Annotated in this window: 17 protein-coding genes; 5 read left to right on the top strand and 12 right to left on the bottom strand. The window is 66.1% G+C overall.

Features of this window, described 5'->3' with window-relative positions:
* Entirely contained in the window at window positions 1-594 is a 594-nt protein-coding gene (locus LIG30_RS13290; RefSeq protein WP_038712895.1) for a YbhB/YbcL family Raf kinase inhibitor-like protein, read from the bottom strand.
* A 225-nt stretch (window positions 595-819) separates the two neighbouring features.
* On the opposite strand from LIG30_RS13290, the gene LIG30_RS13285 reads away from it, so the two are divergent.
* Window positions 820-1,527 carry a response regulator gene (locus LIG30_RS13285; RefSeq protein ID WP_051995018.1) on the top strand — a complete coding sequence of 236 codons (708 nt, stop codon included), beginning with the start codon at window positions 820-822 and terminating at the stop codon, window positions 1,525-1,527.
* Between the two features lie 100 nt (window positions 1,528-1,627).
* On the opposite strand, the gene LIG30_RS13280 is transcribed toward LIG30_RS13285, so the two are convergent.
* A complete protein-coding gene (locus LIG30_RS13280; RefSeq protein ID WP_038712893.1) occupies window positions 1,628-2,314 on the bottom strand; it encodes an orotate phosphoribosyltransferase in 687 nt (228 codons plus the stop codon).
* A 440-nt stretch (window positions 2,315-2,754) separates the two neighbouring features.
* Here LIG30_RS13280 and LIG30_RS13275 point away from each other — a divergent pair, with 440 nt between their 5' ends.
* Window positions 2,755-5,031 (top strand): NADP-dependent malic enzyme, encoded by a 2,277-nt coding sequence (locus tag LIG30_RS13275; RefSeq protein WP_038712892.1) that lies wholly within the window; start codon window positions 2,755-2,757, stop codon window positions 5,029-5,031.
* A gap of 234 nt (window positions 5,032-5,265) precedes the next feature.
* Here LIG30_RS13275 and LIG30_RS13270 read toward each other — a convergent pair whose 3' ends face one another.
* Entirely contained in the window at window positions 5,266-8,859 is a 3,594-nt protein-coding gene (locus LIG30_RS13270) for an indolepyruvate ferredoxin oxidoreductase family protein (RefSeq protein ID WP_038712889.1), read from the bottom strand.
* Window positions 8,860-9,179: 320 nt separating this feature from the next.
* Here LIG30_RS13270 and LIG30_RS13265 point away from each other — a divergent pair, with 320 nt between their 5' ends.
* Window positions 9,180-9,380: a hypothetical protein gene (locus LIG30_RS13265; RefSeq protein WP_051995017.1), complete on the top strand. Its 201-nt coding sequence runs from the start codon at window positions 9,180-9,182 to the stop codon at window positions 9,378-9,380.
* A 109-nt stretch (window positions 9,381-9,489) separates the two neighbouring features.
* Here LIG30_RS13265 and hppD read toward each other — a convergent pair whose 3' ends face one another.
* On the bottom strand, window positions 9,490-10,587 hold the full coding sequence (hppD, locus tag LIG30_RS13260) for a 4-hydroxyphenylpyruvate dioxygenase (protein WP_038712888.1): 1,098 nt from the start codon (window positions 10,585-10,587) through the stop codon (window positions 9,490-9,492).
* A gap of 153 nt (window positions 10,588-10,740) precedes the next feature.
* Here hppD and LIG30_RS13255 point away from each other — a divergent pair, with 153 nt between their 5' ends.
* Window positions 10,741-11,265, top strand: coding sequence for an Lrp/AsnC family transcriptional regulator (locus tag LIG30_RS13255; protein WP_038712885.1), 525 nt, complete (start codon window positions 10,741-10,743; stop codon window positions 11,263-11,265).
* 42 nt (window positions 11,266-11,307) lie between these two features.
* Here LIG30_RS13255 and LIG30_RS13250 read toward each other — a convergent pair whose 3' ends face one another.
* The 8 genes from LIG30_RS13250 to paaA form a co-directional block, all read right to left on the bottom strand.
* The gene (locus tag LIG30_RS13250; RefSeq protein ID WP_038712883.1) at window positions 11,308-11,955 is read right to left on the bottom strand and encodes a GNAT family N-acetyltransferase; all 648 of its coding nucleotides are present in this window, start codon (window positions 11,953-11,955) and stop codon (window positions 11,308-11,310) included.
* A 233-nt stretch (window positions 11,956-12,188) separates the two neighbouring features.
* Window positions 12,189-12,794, bottom strand: a complete 606-nt coding sequence (locus tag LIG30_RS13245; RefSeq protein ID WP_038712948.1) for a TetR/AcrR family transcriptional regulator — start codon at window positions 12,792-12,794, stop codon at window positions 12,189-12,191.
* A gap of 13 nt (window positions 12,795-12,807) precedes the next feature.
* Complete coding sequence (locus tag LIG30_RS13240) at window positions 12,808-13,629, bottom strand: DUF1835 domain-containing protein (RefSeq protein ID WP_038712881.1); 822 nt, start codon at window positions 13,627-13,629, stop codon at window positions 12,808-12,810.
* Between the two features lie 117 nt (window positions 13,630-13,746).
* Entirely contained in the window at window positions 13,747-14,835 is a 1,089-nt protein-coding gene (paaE, locus tag LIG30_RS13235) for a 1,2-phenylacetyl-CoA epoxidase subunit PaaE (RefSeq protein ID WP_038712879.1), read from the bottom strand.
* A 1-nt stretch (window position 14,836) separates the two neighbouring features.
* Complete coding sequence (paaD, locus tag LIG30_RS13230; RefSeq protein WP_038712877.1) at window positions 14,837-15,394, bottom strand: 1,2-phenylacetyl-CoA epoxidase subunit PaaD; 558 nt, start codon at window positions 15,392-15,394, stop codon at window positions 14,837-14,839.
* Between the two features lie 25 nt (window positions 15,395-15,419).
* Complete coding sequence (gene paaC, locus LIG30_RS13225) at window positions 15,420-16,223, bottom strand: 1,2-phenylacetyl-CoA epoxidase subunit PaaC (protein WP_038712875.1); 804 nt, start codon at window positions 16,221-16,223, stop codon at window positions 15,420-15,422.
* 12 nt (window positions 16,224-16,235) lie between these two features.
* Window positions 16,236-16,520: a 1,2-phenylacetyl-CoA epoxidase subunit PaaB gene (paaB, locus tag LIG30_RS13220; RefSeq protein WP_038712873.1), complete on the bottom strand. Its 285-nt coding sequence runs from the start codon at window positions 16,518-16,520 to the stop codon at window positions 16,236-16,238.
* A 150-nt stretch (window positions 16,521-16,670) separates the two neighbouring features.
* Window positions 16,671-17,669, bottom strand: coding sequence for a 1,2-phenylacetyl-CoA epoxidase subunit PaaA (paaA, locus tag LIG30_RS13215; RefSeq protein WP_038712871.1), 999 nt, complete (start codon window positions 17,667-17,669; stop codon window positions 16,671-16,673).
* A gap of 201 nt (window positions 17,670-17,870) precedes the next feature.
* On the opposite strand from paaA, the gene LIG30_RS13210 reads away from it, so the two are divergent.
* Window positions 17,871-19,133: an SGNH/GDSL hydrolase family protein gene (locus LIG30_RS13210; protein WP_038712869.1), complete on the top strand. Its 1,263-nt coding sequence runs from the start codon at window positions 17,871-17,873 to the stop codon at window positions 19,131-19,133.
* Window positions 19,134-19,460: the final 327 nt, after the last annotated feature.

The following is a 19,460-nucleotide window of genomic DNA, read 5'->3' as shown; positions in this document are numbered from 1 at the left end:
CTACTGTCCGTAGGTGACGACGAGTTGGGCGGTGCCGAGCGTCTGCGTGCCGATCTCGTGCTCGAACATCGGCGCGGGGCGGCCCTGGCCGACGCGCAGGTCGGCGCCCTTCAGCGCATAGACGGTGATCACGTAGCGGTGCGGCTTGCCGGGCGGCGGGCAGGGGCCGCCGTAGCCGTCGATACCGAAGTCGTTGCGGGCTTCGGCCGCGCCGACGCGCCGCAGATAGCCGGAGGCGCTGGCGTCGCCGGGCAGGCTGGCGACGGTCGCCGGGATGCCGGCGACGGCCCAGTGCCACCAGCCGTGGCCGGGCGCGTCGGGGTCGAGCATCGTGATCGCAAAACTGCGCGTGCCGGCGGGCGGGTTGCGCCACGACAGTTGCGGCGAGTGGTTCGCGCCCTTGCAGTCGCCGCGGTCGAAGGCCTGCGCCGCCGAGACGCGGCCGCCGGGCGACAGGTCGTCGCTCGTGACGGTGAACGCCGGGTCGGCGCATGCGGCCGCGCTGGCGAGCCCGGCAGCGCACAGGACCGCGATCGCGAGCGGGCAGGCGCGGCGCGGCGGCGCAGGCGGGGCGATCTGGCGATCCACACGCATATGACGCTTCTCCCGTCACGCGCGCCGGAGCGATCACGGCGCTGTTCGTTGTTGCGGAGGTGTTCCCGACGATGGATCAAGTCTAACATTAGGGTTCGATGAACGACGCGCCGGGCGGCGGACCGGGGCGGCCATGCGCGCCGGACGGCATTGACGGCGTGCGAAAAGACTGAAAACGAGAGGGCCAATGACGACGATTTCCTGCCGCGTGCCGGCTGCGCGCACATGAGTGCGGGCAGCGCGCCGCAACCTTCCGTGACGGCGAGGGTACTGATCGCCGACGACCATCCTGTCATTCTCGAAGGCGTGAAGCGCGCGTTGTCCCGCGATCCCGGCATCGAGGTGATCGGGCAGGCGCGCGATTCGACCGAACTCGTCGCGCGTCTCGGCGATGCGTCCGCCGCGAACGGCTGCGACGTCGTCGTGACCGACCTCGCGATGCCGGGGGGCCAGTTCGGCGATGGCCTGCAGCTGATCGGCTACCTGCAGCGCCACTTCGACGATCTGCTGATCGTCGTGCTCACGATGCTCGAGAATCCGGCGCTGCTGACGCGGCTCGTCGATCTGGGCGTCAACGGTATCGTCTGCAAGTCCGACGAACTCGCGCACGTCGGCGTGGCGGTGCGCGACGTGATGAACGGCGTGCCTTACAGCAGCCCGTCGGTGTGGGCGGCGCTCGACACGCTGAATCAGGGCGCCCCCGGCCAGTCGGCGGGCGTGAAGCTGTCGGTGCGGGAACTGGAGGTGGTGCGCCTGTTCGTGTCCGGCCTCACGATCACGCAGATTTCCGAGCGGCTCAGCCGCAGCGTGAAGACGATCAGCACGCAGAAAACCAGCGCGATGCGCAAGCTCGGGCTGGAGCGGGATCCGGATCTGTTCAAGTACGCGCAGAGCAACGGGCTGCTGAGCCTGGCGTCGTCGGACAGCCGGTGACGGCGGCGCGGCGCGCGGTCGGCCGCGCATAAAAAAACCGCACGCCAGCGCGGCGTGCGGTCTTGCGGGACGCCCGGCAGCGGGCCGAAGCCCGCCGCGGTCACTCCTGGGCGCCGGTCGCGCCGCCGTGCGCGGCCGACCATTCGGCCGGCGCGTTCAGGAATTTCTCGACTTCGTCGAGCGTCTTCGTCTCGAAATAGCCCGACGCCTTCGCGACGCGCAGCACGTCCCACCAGGTCGCGAGCGCGTGCAGGTCGACGTCGATGTCCTTCAGCACCGAGACGCTTTCCTTGAAGATGTTGTAGTGGAACAGCACGAAGCAGTGGTTCACCTGCGCGCCGGCGGTGCGCAGCGCGTTGACGAAGTTGATCTTGCTGCGGCTGTCGGTCGTCAGGTCTTCGACGAGCAGCACGCGCGAGCCTTCTTCCAGATTGCCCTCGATCTGCGCGTTGCGGCCGAAACCCTTCGGCTTTTTCCGCACGTACTGCATCGGCAGCATCATGCGGTCGGCGATCCAGGCCGCGAACGGGATGCCGGCGGTTTCGCCGCCCGCCACCGCGTCGATCTGCTCGTAGCCGACGTCGCGCAGGATCGTGGCTTCCGCCATTTCCATCAGGCCCCGGCGCACGCGCGGGTACGAGATCAGCTTGCGGCAGTCGATGTAGACCGGGCTGGCCCAGCCGGACGTGAAGATGAACGGCTTTTCGGCGTTGAAGTGCACCGCCTGCACTTCGAGCAGGATTTTGGCGGTCGTGTCGGAGATCGTCTGACGATCGAAGCCTGTCATGGGCGTTCCTTGGATGGTGAGCGAGGAGCGGGCGCGGGCCCGGCGGCGCAGCAAGGGGAGCCCGCCCGCGAGGGCCGGGGCGCGGCCGGCCCGAGGCCGGGCGTTTCGCTGCGCGCGTAGCCCGCGATTTTACCCGATTCGGACGGAAGCCGACGGCCTTTCGGGCCGCTTGCGGCTTCGCGGCCTCCGCCGGCCGGCCCATGCGGCGCGCGATGCGGCATCGCAGTAACGAATCGTCATGCCCGAGGTGTACACTAGATAGTTCTACGAAATCGCCCAGCACTTTGTACTTCTCTCTTGCCATCCGCCAAGGTTCGATGGCGCGCCGATCCGGCGCGCACCGGCCGTCGCAGTCGACCATCCCCTCGATCCACGCATGCGCGGCTCAAGGTGCAGTGTACTGATCGTTTAACATTACGCATGTCTCTCGCAGGTCAATCATGGACGAACAACTGAAGCAGGCCGCTCTCGCTTATCACCTGAATCCGAAACCCGGCAAGATTTCGGTCACCCCGACCAAGCCGCTGTCGAACCAGCTCGACCTGTCGCTCGCGTATTCGCCGGGCGTCGCGGCCGCATGCGAGGCGATCCACGCCGATCCGCTCGATGCGCAGAAGTACACGTCGCGCGGCAACCTGGTCGGCGTCGTGACGAACGGCACCGCGGTGCTCGGCCTCGGCAACATCGGCCCGCTGGCCGCGAAGCCGGTGATGGAGGGCAAGGGCTGCCTGTTCAAGAAGTTCGCGGGCATCGACGTGTTCGACATCGAGCTCGACGAACTCGATCCGGACAAGCTCGTCGAGGCGATCGCGATGCTCGAGCCGACGCTCGGCGGCATCAACCTCGAGGACATCAAGGCGCCCGAGTGCTTCTACATCGAGCAGAAGCTGCGCGAGCGGATGAAGATCCCGGTCTTCCACGACGACCAGCACGGCACCGCGATCATCGCGTCCGCAGCGATCCTGAACGGCCTGAAGGTGGTCGGCAAGAATTTGTCCGACGTGAAGCTCGTCTGCTCGGGCGCGGGCGCGGCGGCGATCGCCTGCCTGGACCTGCTGGTGAAGCTCGGCCTGAACAAGGCGAACGTGCTCGTTTGCGATTCGAAGGGCGTGATCTACGAAGGCCGCGGCGCCCTCGATCCGTCGAAGCAGCGCTACGCTTCGACGACCGACGCGCGCACGCTCGGCGACGCGATCGTCGGCGCGGACGTGTTCCTCGGCTGCTCGAGCGCGGGCGTGCTGAAGCAGGACATGGTGAAGACGATGGGCGACCGCCCGCTGATCCTCGCGCTCGCGAACCCGGAGCCGGAAATCCGCCCGGAAGACGCGAAGGCCGTGCGCCCGGACGCCATCGTCGCGACCGGCCGCTCGGACTATCCGAACCAGGTCAACAACGTGCTGTGCTTCCCGTTCATCTTCCGCGGTGCGCTCGACGTCGGCGCGACGACGATCACGGAAGAGATGAAGCTCGCGTGCGTGCGCGCGATCGCCGAACTGGCCGAGGAAACCGACCAGAGCGAGGAAGTCGCGAAGGCGTATGAAGGCCACTCGCTCGAATTCGGGCCGGAATACCTGATTCCGAAGCCGTTCGATCCGCGCCTCATCATCAAGATCGCGCCGGCCGTCGCGCAGGCAGCAATGGATTCGGGCGTCGCGACCCGCCCGATCGAGGACATGGACGCGTACCGCGAGCAGCTCGGCGCGACCGTCTACCGCACGGGCATGGTGATGCGCCCGGTGTTCGCGACCGCGAAGTCGAAGCAGGCCCGCATCGTGTTCGCCGAGGGCGAGGACGAGCGCGTGCTGCGTGCCGCGCAGTTCGTGCTGCAGGAGAAGATCGCGAAGCCGGTCATCGTCGGCCGTCCGTCGGTCGTCGAGATGCGCTTGCAGAAGATCGGCTCGAAGCTCAAGGCCGGTGTCGATTTCGAGGTCATCAACCCCGAGGAAGACACCCGCTATCACCAGTACTGGCAGGCGTATCACGAGATCGGTGCGCGCGACGGCGTGACGCCGGAAGTCGCGAAGGCGGCGCTGCGCAAGTTCAACACGCTGATCGGTGCGATGCTCGTGCGTCTGGGCGATGCCGACGGCATGATCTGCGGGATGATCGACACGTATCACAGCCACCTGAAGTTCATCGATCAGGTGCTGGGCCGGGCCGAGGGCGCCGAGCACTACGCGGCGATGAACCTGCTGATGCTGCCGGGCCGCAACCTGTTCATGTGCGACACCTACGTGAACGAAGTGCCGAGCGCCGAGCAGCTCGCCGACATGACGATCCAGGCCGCCGCCGAGATCGAGCGTTTCGGCATCACGCCGAAGGCCGCGCTGCTGTCGAATTCGAACTTCGGCAGCGCGCCGTCGGCGTCGTCGCGCCGGATGGCCGAGGCCCGCAAGCAGATCGTCGCGCGTGCGCCGCACCTGGAAGTCGACGGGGAAATGCATGGCGACGCGGCGCTGTCGGAAGTGGTCCGCAAGGCGGCCTTCCCGGGCACGACGCTGACCGGCGAAGCAAACCTGCTGATCATGCCGAACGTCGAAGCGGCGAACATCGCGTACAACCTGCTGAAGATGGTCGGCGGTGAAGGCGTGACCGTCGGGCCGTTCCTGCTCGGCGCGGCGAAGCCGGTCCACATCCTGACGCCGGCCGCGACCGTGCGCCGGATCATCAACATGACCGCGGTGGCCGCCGCGAATGTGAACGTGAGCGCGAAGTAACGCGATCGTTCACCGGTCAGCGCCGCGCGTGTTGCGCGCGGCAAGAGCGCCACGGGACGCAGGTTCCGTGGCGTTTTTTATTGCGGGTTCGAACGGGAGGGATTCAGCGGCGCGGTCGGTGGTTCGACCACGGGGCGGCGGGGCGACGCGATCAGGGGGCGAAAGGTGAGCGCGTCCGGAACGTGACGAAAGCCGGCGTCCGGGATGTGCCCGGACGCCGGCTTTCGTGATGCGTCACGCAACGTGCTGCCGGTCTTGCCCGCCTGCCGGCGAGCGCCACTGGGCGAGCAGTGCGTTCCACTTCTGGCGTACCGCGCGCAGGTTGTTCTCCTTCACGTGGCCGTAGCCGCGGATGCCGTCGGGCAACGCCGCCAGTTCGAGCGCAAGCGGCCGGTTCGCAGCGCGCAGCCCGGCCGTCACCTCGCCGACCAGCGCTTCGTACTCGCCGATCAGCGAGCGCTCGGTGCGGCGCTCCTCGGTGCGGCCGAACGGATCGAGCGCGGTGCCGCGCAGGAACTTCAGCTTCGCGAGGGTGCGGAACGCGGTCAGCATCCACGGACCGTACTGCTTCTTGACGAGGTGGCCGTGTGAATCCTTCTTGGCGACGAGCGGCGGCGCGAGATGGAACGTCAGCTTCCAGTCGCCCTCGAACTGGGCGGCCACGCGCGCGAGGAACGCCGGATCGGTCTGCAGCCGGGCGACCTCGTATTCGTCCTTGTACGCCATCAGCTTGAAGAGATTGCGCGCGACTGCCTCGGTCAGCGGCTCCTGCGAGGCGTCGCTGTCCGACGCCGCGCGCTCGGCGGCGCGCACCTTGTCGACGACGCTCGCGTAGCGGGCCGCATAGGCGGCGTTCTGGTACGCGGTGAGGAATTCCACCCGCTTCGCGATCAATGCGTCGACGGACTTCTTCGTATGCAGCGCGATGACGGTTGCGCCCGGCTGCACGGCACGCGCGTCGCCGGCGACGGTCTGCTGCACGGCGGCGAGGTCGAACGCCGCGCGCCGGCCCCACTCGAACGCGGCGAGGTTCTTGTCGACCTGCACGCCATTCAGCTCGATCGCGCGCACCAGCGACGCATGGCTCAACGGCAGCCAGCCGCGCTGCCACGCGTAGCCGAGCACGAACGGGTTCGTGTAGATCGCGTCGCCGAGCAGCGCGACCGCGAACTGGTTCGCATCGACGAGATCGACTGCGGCGCCGGCGGCGGCGCGGATGTCGTGCTCCGCGCTGAGGCCAGGAAACGCCCAGTTCGGGTTCTTGATGAAATCGGCGGTCGGCGTTTTCGCGCTGTTGACGACGACGCGCGTCACGTCATGCCGCATCCGCGACGTGCATTCGTCGCCGGCGGTGACGATCGCATCGCAGCCGATCACGAGATCCGCTTCGCCCATTGCGATGCGGGTCGCGTGGATATCGGACGGCGCGTGCGAAATCTGCACGTGGCTCATCACGGCGCCGCCTTTCTGCGCGAGGCCGGTGACGTCGAGCACCGTCACGCCCTTGTTCTCGAGGTGCGCGGCCATCCCGAGCAGCGCGCCGATCGTGACGACGCCGGTGCCGCCGACGCCCGTCACCAGCACGCCGTACGCGCGGTCGATCACCGGCAGCGACGGCTCCGGGATCGGCGGCAGCGCCTTCGCGTCGACCGACACCGCCTTGGGCTTCTTCAATTGCCCGCCCTCGACGGTGACGAAACTCGGGCAGAAGCCCTTCACGCACGAGAAGTCCTTGTTGCAGGTCGACTGGTTGATCTGGCGCTTGGTGCCGAACTCGGTCTCGAGCGGTTCGACCGACAGGCAGTTCGACTGCACCGAGCAATCGCCGCAGCCTTCGCATACCGCTTCGTTGATGACGACGCGCTTGGCCGGGTCCGGATAGGCGCCGCGCTTGCGGCGGCGGCGCTTCTCGGTCGCGCAGGTCTGGTCGTAAATCAGGATCGTCGTGCCGCCGATCTCGCGCAGTTCGCGCTGCACGTCGTCGAGCCGGTCGCGGTGATGGATCGTCACGCCGGCGGCGAGCAGCGACGTCTTGCCGTCGTACTTCTCCGGCTCGTCGGTGACGATCACGATCTTGCTCGCGCCTTCGGATGCGAGCTGATGCGTGATCTGCGGCACCGTCAGCGTGCCGTCGACCGGCTGTCCGCCCGTCATCGCGACTGCGTCGTTGTAGAGGATCTTGTAGGTGATGTTCGCCTTCGACGCGATCGCCGCGCGCACCGCGAGCAGCCCCGAGTGGAAATAGGTGCCGTCGCCGAGGTTCGCGAACACGTGCTTTTCGTCGGTGAACGGCGCCTGGCCGATCCACGGCACGCCTTCGCCGCCCATCTGGCTGAACGTGCTCGTGCTGCGATCCATCCACACGGTCATGTAGTGGCAGCCGATGCCGGCGATCGCGCGCGAGCCTTCGGGCACGTTGGTCGACGTGTTGTGCGGGCAGCCGGAGCAGAACCACGGCTTGCGCTCGGTCGTCACGTGCGGCTTCGCGAGCGCCATTTCCTTCGCGTTGATCACGGCCATGCGCGCGGCGATGCGCGCGCGCACGTCGGACGGCAGCTCGAACTTCTCGAGGCGGGTGGCGATCGCCTTCGCGATGATCGCGGGCGACAGCTCGTAGTGCGCGGGCAGCAGCCAGTTGCCCATCGGCACCGACCATTCGCCGCCGGCGCCGTCCTTCTCGTCGAACTTGCCGTACACGCGCGGCCGCTGCGCGTCCGGCCAGTTGTACAGCTCTTCCTTGATCGCGTATTCGAGGATCTGCCGCTTTTCCTCGACGACGAGGATCTCCTCGAGCCCGTGCGCGAACGCGTGCGCGCCCTGGGCTTCGAGCGGCCACACGCAGCCGACCTTGTAGAGGCGGATGCCGATGCGCGCACAGGTTTCGTCGTCGAGGCCGAGGTCGGTCAGCGCCTGGCGCACGTCGAGATACGCCTTGCCGCCCGTCATGATGCCGAAGCGCGCATGCGGCGAGTCGATCTCGATGCGGTCGAGCTTGTTCGCGCGCACATACGCGAGCGCGGCGTACCACTTGTAGTCGAGGAGCCGCGCTTCCTGCACCAGCGGCGGGTCGGGCCAGCGGATGTTGAGGCCGCCGTCCGGCATCGCGAAGTCGGTCGGCAGCACGATCCGGGTGCGGTGCGGATCGATGTCGACCGACGCCGACGATTCGACCACGTCGGTCACGCACTTGAGCGCGACCCACAGGCCCGAATAACGGCTCATCGCCCAGCCGTGCAGGCCGAAGTCGAGATATTCCTGGACGTTGGACGGGAACAGCACCGGCAGCCCGCAGGCCTTGAAGATGTGCTCGGACTGGTGGGCGAGCGTCGACGACTTCGCCGCATGGTCGTCGCCGGCGAGCACCAGCACGCCGCCGTGCTGCGACGAGCCGGCCGAGTTCGCGTGCTTGAACACGTCGCCGGTGCGATCGACGCCCGGGCCCTTGCCGTACCACATCGAAAAGACGCCGTCGTATTTCGCGCCGGGGAACAGGTTGACCTGCTGCGAGCCCCACACGGCGGTGGCGGCGAGGTCTTCGTTCAGGCCGGGCTGAAAGACGATCTGATGGGCGGACAGGTGTTTCTTCGCTTTCCACAGCGATTGATCGAGGCCGCCGAGCGGCGAGCCGCGATAGCCGGAGATGAAGCCGGCGGTGTTCAGGCCGGCGGCCCGGTCGCGTTCCTGCTGAAGCATCGGCAGGCGCACGAGAGCCTGGATGCCGCTCATGTACGCGCGACCGCGTTCGAGCGTGTATTTGTCGTCGAGCGTGACGGACTGCAGCGCGGCTTCGAGCGACGCGCGTTGGCCTGCGTCTAGCGGGGCATTCATTATCGGATCTCCTCCACCCAGTTTGGGATCGCCAAAACTTCCGGTGTGTCGGCGTCTTGTGGACGCGTTGGCCGGGGCCGCCATATTGGCGGGTTTTGAGCGATCGTAGCACTGGGATAAACCCGCCGCTCGATGTTCAAAAATACCCGCTGCTGCTGGGTAATCCTCAACATGAGGCGCGTTACAGCATGTAAAAGCATGTAATGCCGCACGAATCCGCCGTCAATCGCCGTTAATCTTGACGGCCAGCCGAAGGTGTTCCGGTGCAGCGCTTCGAGACGCGCACCGGGAGAGACGCCGGCGGTTCATGAGGAGGTGCAATGAATACACGACATGTCCAGAGCTTTCTGATGGTGTCTGCCGCGTTCTTTTCGATGAATGGCCGGCCGCACGGGCGAGGCGCGAGCGCGCTGGCGGTGGCGGCCGGCGTGCAGATGCGCCCGTTCGCGGCCGCGGGCGAGGTGAGGCGGCCGCCGTCGACGGCCGTACGCACGGCCACGCGGCACCCGGCCACGCATTGACCGGATCGCGCGGTCGAGCAGCCGCGCATGAGAAAAAGGGCGGGAATCTCGCGATTCCCGCCCTTTGCGTTTGCGCGCCGCGTTGCGTGGCGCACCGTTGCCGTCCGCGTCAGGCCTTGTCCTGCACGACCCCGCGGCGAATCTGGTCGAGCTCGATCGATTCGAACAGTGCCTTGAAGTTGCCTTCGCCGAAACCCTGATTGCCCTTGCGCTGGATGATCTCGAAGAAGATCGGCCCGATCTGGTTTTCAGTGAAGATCTGCAGCAGCAGGTCGTCACGCGCGCCGTCGATCAGGATCTTGCGCTTCCTGAGCTCGTCGAGCGGTTCGCCGTGATTCGGCACGCGGCGATCGACCAGCTCGTAATACGTGTCGATCGTGTCGAGCAGCGTCACGCCTTTGCCGCGCAGGCCGTCCACCGCCGCGTAAATGTTCGACGTGCCGAGCGCGATGTGCTGAATGCCTTCGCCGTGATACGCGTCGAGGTATTCCTGGATCTGGCCGGCCGTCTCCGAGCCTTCCTCGTTGATCGGAATGCGGATCTTGCCGCACGGCGACGTCATCGCCTTCGACTTCACGCCGGTCACCTTGCCTTCGATGTCGAAGTAGCGCACTTCGCGGAAATTGAACAGGCGCTCGTAGAACTCCGCCCATTCCTGCATGCGGCCGCGATGCACGTTGTGCGTCAGGTGGTCGATGTAGGTGAGGCCGTGGCCGGCCGGGTTCGGCTCGGCACCCGGGATCGGCTCGAAATCGACGTCGTAGATGCTGATGTCGCCGATGCTGCCCGGCTGCGTGCCGTTCTTGCCCTTCCACCGATCGACGAAATAGATCAGCGAGTCGCCGATGCCCTTGATCGCCGGGATGTTCAGCTCCATCGGGCCGGTCTTGTTGTCGAAGCCCCACGCGCCGAGTTCGAGCGCGTGCTTGTAGGCCTTCGCGGCATCCTGCACGCGGAACGCGATCGCGCAGATCGACGGGCCGTGCAGGCGCGCGAAGCGCTGCGCGAACGAGTCCGGCTCGGCGTTGATGATGAAGTTGATGTCGCCCTGACGGTACAGCGTCACGTCCTTGTGGCGATGGCGCGCGACCGCGGTGAAGCCCATCCGCTCGAACAGCTGGCCGAGTGCCTTCGGGTCCGGTGCGGTGTACTCGATGAATTCGAAGCCGTCGGTGCCGACGGGATTGTCCCAGGCGGGGATCTGCATGGATGTCTCCTGAGGTGCGCCGCAACGCGCACGATGAATGAGTGTGTGCGGCAAAGTGTAGCGGGCAAGGCGGAGCGAAAACTTGCGAACTTAATCGTGCGTGACTACGATGGCGCAATTTCCAGTCTCGAAGCAGATCATTGGAGGCAGAAAGTGTCGCAAGTCGAATTGGATGCCATCGACCGTCGGATTCTGGCGATTCTTCAGGAGAACGGCCGCCTGTCGAATCAGGAGATCGCGGAGCGCGTGAACCTGTCACCGAGCCCGTGCCTGCGGCGTATCCGGCGCCTGGAGGAGATCGGCGTGATCACCGGCTATGTCGCGCTGCTGGATCCTCAGAAACTGGGGCTCGATCTCCTCGCGTACGTCAGCGTGCGGCTGGAAAAGCGCGGCGGACTTGCGCCGGCGCGGGGAGACGAGGCGTCGGCGCGCGCCGGCGCGACACACGCGGAGTTATTCCGCGCAGCCGTGCAGGCGTGGCCGGAGGTCGTCGCCTGCCATGCGATGACGGGCGACATGGATTACCTGTTGCGGGTACAGGTCGAGGATATGGCGCACTTTTCCCGCTTCGTGCAGGAACAACTGTTGCACCATCCGTCGGTGATCGACGTGAAGACGAGCTTTTCGCTCGAGTGTTTCAAGGAAACGACGGCGTTGCCGATCCGCACGACGCGTTGATCGGCGTGCGCCGGCCGGGCGAGAGGCCCGGCCAGGGCGACGTCAGGCCGTCAGCGCGGCGGGCATCAGCGATTCGAAGATCTGCGACGTGCGGCGCGCCTGGCGCTTGAGTGCGTAGTCGAACACCGCGGCCTGCTCCTGCAGCATTTCTGCGATGATCGTCGAATGGTCGGCGGGCGGCAGCGACAGATACGCGTCGGCTTCGCCGTATGCGTATTCGATCCGCATGCCGGATTTCTTCGCGATGTGCATCATCGTCGCGTTGCGCGACAGGCAATGCATGTACAGCATCGTGACGTGGGTGTTGCGGCTGCGGATCGCGGCGCGCTCGAACAGCTTCGAGCCGACGCCGTTGCCGCGCGCGCATTCGAGCACCGACACGCCGAATTCGGCGGTGCGCTTGTCGCCCTCGGCGGGCAGGTAGGCCAGATGGCCGACGCCGATCAGCTCGAGCTGGTGGTTGAACACGCCGAACACGGTATCGCGGCCAAAGTCGATCGTGCGGACGTAATTCTCGATCACGTGATCGGGCACCATTTGCCCGAAGCGCAGCAGGCGATCTTCTTCGTCGAGCGCGAGAAAGTGGGTGAGCAGTTGCTCTCGGTCTTTGGAAGCCAGTTCCCTGACGAGAACTGGCGCAGAGCCGGCTTGGCCGAACGCATCGGCTGAGCCGTGAAGTTGCGTGTTCATCGTGGGTTCCTCAATGTGTGACCGTACAGCGGGTTGTGCAATGCAGCAGCATTTTACCCGACTATGACGCTCATGATTGGGGAAAACCCGTACTTGTCTCGAGGAGAAATTCTAAAAACGCTTACATAAACATGTAAGTCATTGATTTTTATTGATTTAAAAATTCATCATATGAAATGCGGGGCGAACTGTCGCACTGTTCCTCCCGCGCAACGCTTGCTGCTTCGCAGAAATCACGCCGGCGACGACAGGCCGTGCTCGATCATGCCGATCACCTGCTCGGCGAAGTCCCGGTAGCCGAGGCGGCCGCCCGGCTTGAGCCAGGTGAACGTCCAGTTGATCATGCCGAACACCATCATCGTGACGGACGTCTGGTTTTCCTTCGAGATGCGCGCCGGGTACGCGCGCGCGAGCTGGCGCGAAAAGGCGGCGACGATGTCGCGCTGCCGGTCGAGAATGATCTCGCGCTGCGCATCCTCGAGATACTTCACGTCGTTGAGCAGCGCGACGTGGCGGCTGTGCGACGTCTCGTATTCGGAGAGGAACGCGCGCACCAGCTCCGCGAACGCCTCGTGCTCGGTCAGGCCGCGCCGCTGGCTGACGCCCTCGACCTCCGCGATGATCAGCATCAGCCGCTTCGTGTAGCGATCCAGCAGATCGAAGAGGATCGCTTCCTTGCTTGCGTAATAGTGGTAGAGCCGCGCCTTCGACGTGCCGCTCGCGGTGGCGAGATCGGACATCGACGTGCTCGGGTAGCTCGTCTGCGCGAATTTGTCGGCGGCGAGATCGAGGATCTGCTCGCGCTGGGATTCGTGATCGGGCGCTCGGGTTCGGGCCATTGTGATGTAGGGGTTAGCGGTGCGCGGCGGCGCGTGCCGCGCGCAGTTCATTGGAATGTATGTTGGCGAGCGATGCGTGCCGCAATTCGAGGCGGCCGGCGGCGGCCAGCTCGCGGCAGCGCCAGTAGAGAATCGAATCGCCGATGAACAGGCAGCCGCGATCCGCCGCCGCCAGCACGCCGGCGGCGACCGCCGGCGCGGGCGTCCAGCCGTCGGATAGCTGCGCGAGGATCAGCGTGTCGAGATCGGCGTAGTGGCCGCTCTTGATCGTGTTGCTGGCCCAGTAGCGGATCTCGGCGGTGGCCTGCTTGGCTTCCTGCCACTCGAGCGCGAGCCGGCTGATGCGCAGCACCGAGATCGGCGCGGCTTCGGCGAGCTTCGCGAGCAGTTGCGGCGGCGAGAACATCCCCGCTCCGCAGGCCTCGTCGGCGCGCGCGAGCGACGCGCGTTGCGATGCGTCGAGATCGGCGGCGGACAGCCGCACCTCGTTGAGCCGCTGCGGCACGTTGCGAAGATGGTAGGCCACCCGCCGCAGCAGCAGTTGTTCGGCAACGTTGTGCGCGTGCCAGGTGACGACCTGGCCGTTGTCCATGGCCAGCGCGTCGAGGCGAGCGAATTCGGCTTCGACCTCGGCTTTCCAGTCAGGCACCCGGTCGCCCAGCACGCGCTGCCAGAAGGCGGCACGTACGTCTGTCGACTCGTCGATGCCGCGCAGCGGCCCGACCGCGAGATCGTCCAGCAATCCGATGACGCGGTCGTCGCGTCCCGCATCGGCGAGCGCGGTGCGGAGCGAGGCGGCGGCGCTTTCGCCCTGAATGACGTGAATGGTACCCATCGGCCTGTCGTCAACAAAAAAAGCCGCCGGCTGGCCGGACGATAGGTCGTCGGGCCGGCGGGCGGCTGCTAGTGTAAGCGAGATGCATGACAGCGCGATACCGTTCGCGCGCAAGCTTTAGCGGTCGTCGAAACTCACGACGACCTTGTCGCTGACCGGGTGGCACTGGCAGGTGAGCACGAAGCCGTCCTTCACTTCCTGCTCCTCGAGCGTGTAATTCTTCTCCATCCGCACTTCGCCTTCGAGCACCTTCGCGCGGCATGTGCAGCACACGCCGCCCTTGCATGCGTACGGCAACGCGAGGCCGGCGCGCAGGCCGACGTCCAGCAGGCTCACGCCTTCGTACGGAAGGCGCATCTTGCGTTTCTTGCCGTCGATGATGACTTCGAGGTCGGCGGCCGGCGTGTCGTCGGTAATTTCGACGACGGGCACGCCGGCCTGCGGCAGCGGCGAGCCGAAGCGTTCGACGTGGACATTCGCCTGCGGCACCCCCGCTGCCTTGAGCGCGGCTTCGGCCGCATCCATCATCGGCGCGGGGCCGCAGATGAACGCTTCGTCGATCGACTCGGCCGGCACCAGCATCTCGAGGAACGCCGCGCATTTCGCCTGGTCGAGCACACCGTTGAACAGCTCGACGTCCTGCACGTCGTCAGACAGCACGTGATAGAGGACGAAGCGCTCCATGAAGCGATTCTTCAGGTCCTCCAGCTCCTCGGCGAACATGATCGCGTCGACGCTGCGGTTGCCGTAGATCAGCGTGAACGTGCTGCGCGGCTCGATCTCGAGCGTCGTCTTGACGATCGCGAGAACGGGCGTGATGCCCGAGCCGCCCGAGAACGCCACGTACTGCTTGCCGTGATCCGCGTTCAGGTGGGTGAAGAAACGGCCGTCGGGCGTCATCACGTCGATCGTGTGGCCCGGCTGCAGCGTGTCGAACGCGAAGTTCGAGAAACGCCCGCCGCGCACGCGCTTGATGCCGATGCGCAATTCGCCGTCGCGGTCGTAGTCGGTCGTGCCGACGCAGATCGAATACGAGCGGCGGGTTTCCTCGCCGTCGATGTGGGCCTTGAGCGTGACGAACTGGCCCTGCGTGAAGCGGTATGCGTCGCGGAGCTCGGGCGGCACTTCGAAGGAAACGGTGACGGCGTCGGCGGTCTCGGGCCGCACGTCGCGAATACGCAGCGAATGGAATTGCGGGGTCGCCATATCAGTAAGGTTTGAAGTAGTCGAAGGGTTCGCGACAGTCGAGGCAGCGATACAGCGCCTTGCAGGCGGTCGATGCGAATTGCGCGAGGCGTTCGGTGTGCGCTGAACCGCAGCGCGGGCAGACGGGTGCCGCGGCCGGCTTGGGCATGAAGCGCACGACGTTTTCCTGTGAAGCCGCGCTGCCGCATTGCCCGACCGGCGGCGCGATGCCATACGCGCGCAGCTTGTCGCGCGCTTCCTGCGTGATCCAGTCGGTCGTCCATGCCGGAGCGAGGACCGTCTCGATCCGGTGCGGCGGCAAGCCGGCCTGCTGCATGGCGGCCGCGATGTCCTCGGCGATTTGCGACATCGCCGGGCAGCCCGAGTAGGTCGGCGTGATGACGACCTCGAGCGTGCCGTCTTCCGCGCGACGGACGTCGCGCAGGATGCCCAGCTCGCGGATCGACACGACGGGGATTTCCGGGTCTGGCACCGCTTCCAGCGCCGCCCATGCGCGCGCGAGCAGCGGATCGGCGTGGTGCGGGGCGGGTGCGGCGGCCGGGTCGGGTTGGACGGACATCGTGGTGCTCCGTTGAATGAACGCGTTACCAGCTCGCGCCGGGGTGCTGGCGCGCGAGGCTCTGCATTTCCGCGAGCAGGAAGCCCATGTGCTCCGAATGCTCGCCGTGCTTGCCGGTCGTCACGTGCTCGACGGGGGCCGGCAGCGCGAGCGTTGCTTCCCCGAGCGCGTCGTCGACATCCGCGCGCCACGCCGCTTCGAGCGACGCCAGCGTCGGGCCGACGCGTTGCGCGGCGATCGCTTCCTCGATGGCGTCGGTCGCGAAGCACTCGCGCGTGTACGGAATCAGATAGTCGAGCGCGGCCTGCGCGCGGCGATGCGATTCGTCCGTGCCGTCGCCGAGGCGGACCAGCCACTCATGCGCGTGGTGGACGTGATAGCGGGTTTCCTTCACCGCTTTCGCGGCGATCGCGGCGAGCTGCGTATCGGACGACGATTCGAGCGCGGTCCACAGTCGCAGCATCAGCGACGTGTAGAGGAAGTTGCGCACGACCGTCACCGCGTAGTCCTTGTCGGCGTGCGCGGTGCCCGAAACCGGGCCGTAATTCGGCAGCTCGACGAGTGTGAAGTTCGCGAACTCGCGTTCGGTGCGGAAATACGCGTAGTCGTCCTCGGTCTTCGACGCGCCGTTCAGCTGGCGCTCGAGTTCGGCGGCGTGCGTATACAGCATGCGTGCCTGGCCGATGAGGTCGAGGCTCATGTTGGTAAGCGCGATGTCTTCTTCGAGAATCGGGCCGTGGCCGCACCATTCGGCGTTGCGCTGACCGAGGATCAGCGCGTTGTCCGCGAGGCGCAGCACGTAGGAGAGTTGTTCAGGCGTGGTCGTCATGGCGCGAACCGCTTACATGTGGTTGACTTCGTCGGGCAACGTGTAGAAGGTCGGGTGACGGTAGATCTTGTCGCCCGCCGGCTCGAACATTTCCCCTTTTTCGTTCGGGTCGGACGCGGTGATCGCCGCGGACGGCACCACCCAGATGCTGACGCCTTCCTGGCGGCGCGTGTAGACGTCGCGCGCCATGCGCAGCGCCATCGGCGCGTCGGCGGCGTGCAGGCTGCCGCAGTGCTTGTGGTCGAGACCTTGCTTGCTGCGGACGAAAACTTCCCAGATGGGCCATTCTTTGTTCATCACTCTCTCCTGTCGCCCAGAGTTAGCGCCTTAGCGCTTACTCTGGGCCCATGCTTCGCGATCGACCTGAGTTGGCGCTTCAGCGCCCCCCCCGATCCCATGCAATGCTGACTTCGATGTGCCAGGCGCGAGGCGCCGGGCGCTTGCCGCTCAGGCGGCCTGTTGCCGGGCGCGCGCGAGGCGCTTTTCCTCATGGGCGAGCGCGGCTTCGCGCACCCATGCGCCGTCGTCGTGCGCCTTCACGCGGGTGGCGAGACGCTCCCTGTTGCACGGGCCGTCGCCGTTGACGACACGCCAGAACTCGGCCCAGTCGATCGCGCCGTAGTCGTAATGGCCGCGCGCGTCGTTCCATTTCAGGTCGGGGTCGGGCAGCGTGACGCCGAGTACCTTCGCCTGCTCGACGGTTGCGTCGACGAATTTCTGGCGCAGGTCGTCGTTGGAGATCCGCTTGATGCCCCATTTCGCCGACTGGTTGCTGTGGACGGAATCGGCGTCGCTCGGGCCGAACATCATCAGCACCGGCCACCACCAGCGGTTCACCGACTGCTGCACCATTTCGCGCTGCGAGTCGCTGCCCTTCATCATCGCCAGCAGCGCATCGAAGCCCTGGCGCTGGTGGAACGACTCTTCCTTGCATACGCGGATCATCGCGCGCGCATACGGGCCGTACGTGCAGCGGCAGAGCGGGATCTGGTTCATGATCGCCGCGCCGTCGACGAGCCAGCCGATCACGCCGACGTCGGCCCAGCTGGGCGTCGGGTAGTTGAAGATGCTCGAGTATTTCGCGCGGCCGGCGTGCAGTGCGTCGATCAGCGATTCGCGCGAGACGCCGAGCGTTTCGACCGCGCTATACAGATAAAGGCCGTGGCCCGCTTCGTCCTGCACTTTCGCGAGCAGGATCGCCTTGCGCTTGAGGCTGGGCGCGCGCGAGATCCAGTTGCCTTCCGGCAGCATGCCGACGACTTCCGAATGCGCGTGTTGCGAGATCTGGCGGATCAGCGTCTTGCGATATGCGTCGGGCATCCAGTCCTGCGGCTCGATCTTGCCGTCCGCAGCGACGACCGCGTCGAACCGCGCTTGCTCGGGCGAATCGGCTGCGACGTCGAGCGGCGCGACGTTGCCGGGGATGTCGAGGGATTGCGTGTACATGGCGAGGGTCTCGTCCGATTGAATGTGCACGCAGTATAAGCCAACCGACCGGTCGGTCAATGAATAATTTTAGCAATAAGTGGGGTGGCTCGGGTAAACGAGAGGCAATTTGTCGCATTCGCTCGTGCGGGATGGGGCATGCGGAGGGCGGCGGCGCTTCTCGGGCACAATGCCCTTTTCCGTTGAGCCAGGTGTTCGCCGATGTCACTCCGACGTGGTTGTCTCTCACTCGTGCTGGGTGTGTCCGTGTTTCTGCCGGCGCTTGCCGCACATGCGGCGCCGGCCGGGTGGGTCGCGGCCTGGGCGACGGCGCTGCAGCCGATTCCGGATCTGGATTCGCCGCCGCCGCTGTATCGCGCGCCGGAAGTGGCCGGCAGGACGGTGCGCCAGATCGTCTACCCAACGGCCTCCGGCCGGGCGGCGCGGATACGCCTGAGCAACGCGTACGGCCGCGCGCCGCTCGTCATCGAGTCGGCGAGCCTGGCGCAAGCGGGAGAGGGCGCGGCGTTGGCTGGCGGCGCGCCGGTTGCCGTGCGCTTTGGCGGGAGCGCGTCGGTCAAGCTGGCGCCGGGCCAGGAAATCGAAAGCGATCCTGTGCCGATCGCGGTGTCCGTCGGTCGGCCGTACGCGATCTCGCTATATATGGACAGGCATCAGCGGATGACTGTCTGGCATCGTGTGTCCAACCAGCTGAACTACGTGTCGGGTCCGGGCGATCACACGACCGATGCGGGCGGCGCGGCGTTCCGCACCCGGTTTACGCAATATGTGTGGGTGAGCGAGCTGGCGGTTGAGTCGGAATCGGCGCGGGCGAGCGTCGCTGCGATCGGCGATTCGATCACCGACGGCCTGCGCTCGAGCCTGAACCGCAACCGCCGCTGGCCCGACGCGTTGGCGCGGCGGCTGGCGGCGGACGGGGATTCGCTCGGCGTGGTGAATCTCGGCATCAGCGGGAACCGGTTGCTCAGCGACTCGGCGTGCTACGGAGCGCCGCTGCAAGAACGGTTCGAGCGGGACGCGCTGTCGCGATCGGGCGTGAAGGCGGCGATCCTGCTGATCGGCATCAATGACATCAACTTCGCGGCGGTGCCCCCGCATGCCGGGCTGGATTGCGATCATCCGCACACGGCGGTCACGGCGGCGATGTTGGTCGACGGATATCGCCGGGTGATCGGTGTCGCGCACCGTCGCGGTGTGAAGGTGTTCGGCGCGACGCTGACGCCTGCGGCGCTGCCGGTCGGGCGCGAGGCGATTCGTCTGGAGGTGAATCGCTGGATTCGCGGCGGCGGTGCGTTCGACGGTGTGATCGATTTCGATCAGGTGCTGCGAGACCCGGCCGCCCCGGATATCCTGCAGCATCGGTATGACAGCGGAGACGGCATTCACCCGAGCGACGCCGGCTATGCAGCGATGGCGGAAGCCGTCCCGATCGAGTGGCTGAGGGCGCTCAACGAGGGTAAGTAAAAAACGCTTGCACGATGCGCGCAAGCTGACTAGAATCACGCCTCTTTCGCGCTAACGGAAACGCGGCGCGGAAGAGGGGAAACGAAGCAGTCTGGTGGCTGGAGGTTCAGCGGCCGGGCGAGCGAAGGAAAATGAACCCCGCAGTCGCAACGACGTAGTAAAAAAGTTGTTGACGAACTGCGAAACGATGTTCATAATCTCGTTTCTCTGCTGCTGAAAACGCAGCGCTGCTGAGAAGAACGCTTCTCGCAGATGTGCTCTTTAAAAACTAACAGCCGATAAGTGTGGACGCTTGATGGCAGCGAACCGATCCTCGGATCGGGACAG

This window comes from Burkholderia sp. lig30 (genome assembly GCF_000687455.2).
Classification (GTDB): domain Bacteria; phylum Pseudomonadota; class Gammaproteobacteria; order Burkholderiales; family Burkholderiaceae; genus Burkholderia.
The sequence above is the reverse complement of the archived record's forward strand: the minus strand, read 5'-3'. Positions and strand labels throughout refer to the sequence as shown.

Coding starts and splice junctions, on each gene's coding strand:
- paaA (WP_038712871.1), bottom strand. CDS start 17,669: ATGTACACGCAATCCCTCGACATCCCCGGCAACGTCGCGCCGCTCGAC.
- LIG30_RS13270 (WP_038712889.1), bottom strand. CDS start 8,859: ATGAATGCCCCGCTAGACGCAGGCCAACGCGCGTCGCTCGAAGCCGCG.
- LIG30_RS13265 (WP_051995017.1), top strand. CDS start 9,180: ATGAATACACGACATGTCCAGAGCTTTCTGATGGTGTCTGCCGCGTTC.
- paaB (WP_038712873.1), bottom strand. CDS start 16,520: ATGAACAAAGAATGGCCCATCTGGGAAGTTTTCGTCCGCAGCAAGCAA.
- LIG30_RS13240 (WP_038712881.1), bottom strand. CDS start 13,629: ATGGGTACCATTCACGTCATTCAGGGCGAAAGCGCCGCCGCCTCGCTC.
- paaE (WP_038712879.1), bottom strand. CDS start 14,835: ATGGCGACCCCGCAATTCCATTCGCTGCGTATTCGCGACGTGCGGCCC.
- hppD (WP_038712888.1), bottom strand. CDS start 10,587: ATGCAGATCCCCGCCTGGGACAATCCCGTCGGCACCGACGGCTTCGAA.
- LIG30_RS13290 (WP_038712895.1), bottom strand. CDS start 594: ATGCGTGTGGATCGCCAGATCGCCCCGCCTGCGCCGCCGCGCCGCGCC.
- paaC (WP_038712875.1), bottom strand. CDS start 16,223: ATGACGACCACGCCTGAACAACTCTCCTACGTGCTGCGCCTCGCGGAC.
- paaD (WP_038712877.1), bottom strand. CDS start 15,394: ATGTCCGTCCAACCCGACCCGGCCGCCGCACCCGCCCCGCACCACGCC.
- LIG30_RS13250 (WP_038712883.1), bottom strand. CDS start 11,955: ATGAACACGCAACTTCACGGCTCAGCCGATGCGTTCGGCCAAGCCGGC.
- LIG30_RS13210 (WP_038712869.1), top strand. CDS start 17,871: ATGTCACTCCGACGTGGTTGTCTCTCACTCGTGCTGGGTGTGTCCGTG.
- LIG30_RS13245 (WP_038712948.1), bottom strand. CDS start 12,794: ATGGCCCGAACCCGAGCGCCCGATCACGAATCCCAGCGCGAGCAGATC.
- LIG30_RS13285 (WP_051995018.1), top strand. CDS start 820: ATGAGTGCGGGCAGCGCGCCGCAACCTTCCGTGACGGCGAGGGTACTG.
- LIG30_RS13280 (WP_038712893.1), bottom strand. CDS start 2,314: ATGACAGGCTTCGATCGTCAGACGATCTCCGACACGACCGCCAAAATC.
- LIG30_RS13275 (WP_038712892.1), top strand. CDS start 2,755: ATGGACGAACAACTGAAGCAGGCCGCTCTCGCTTATCACCTGAATCCG.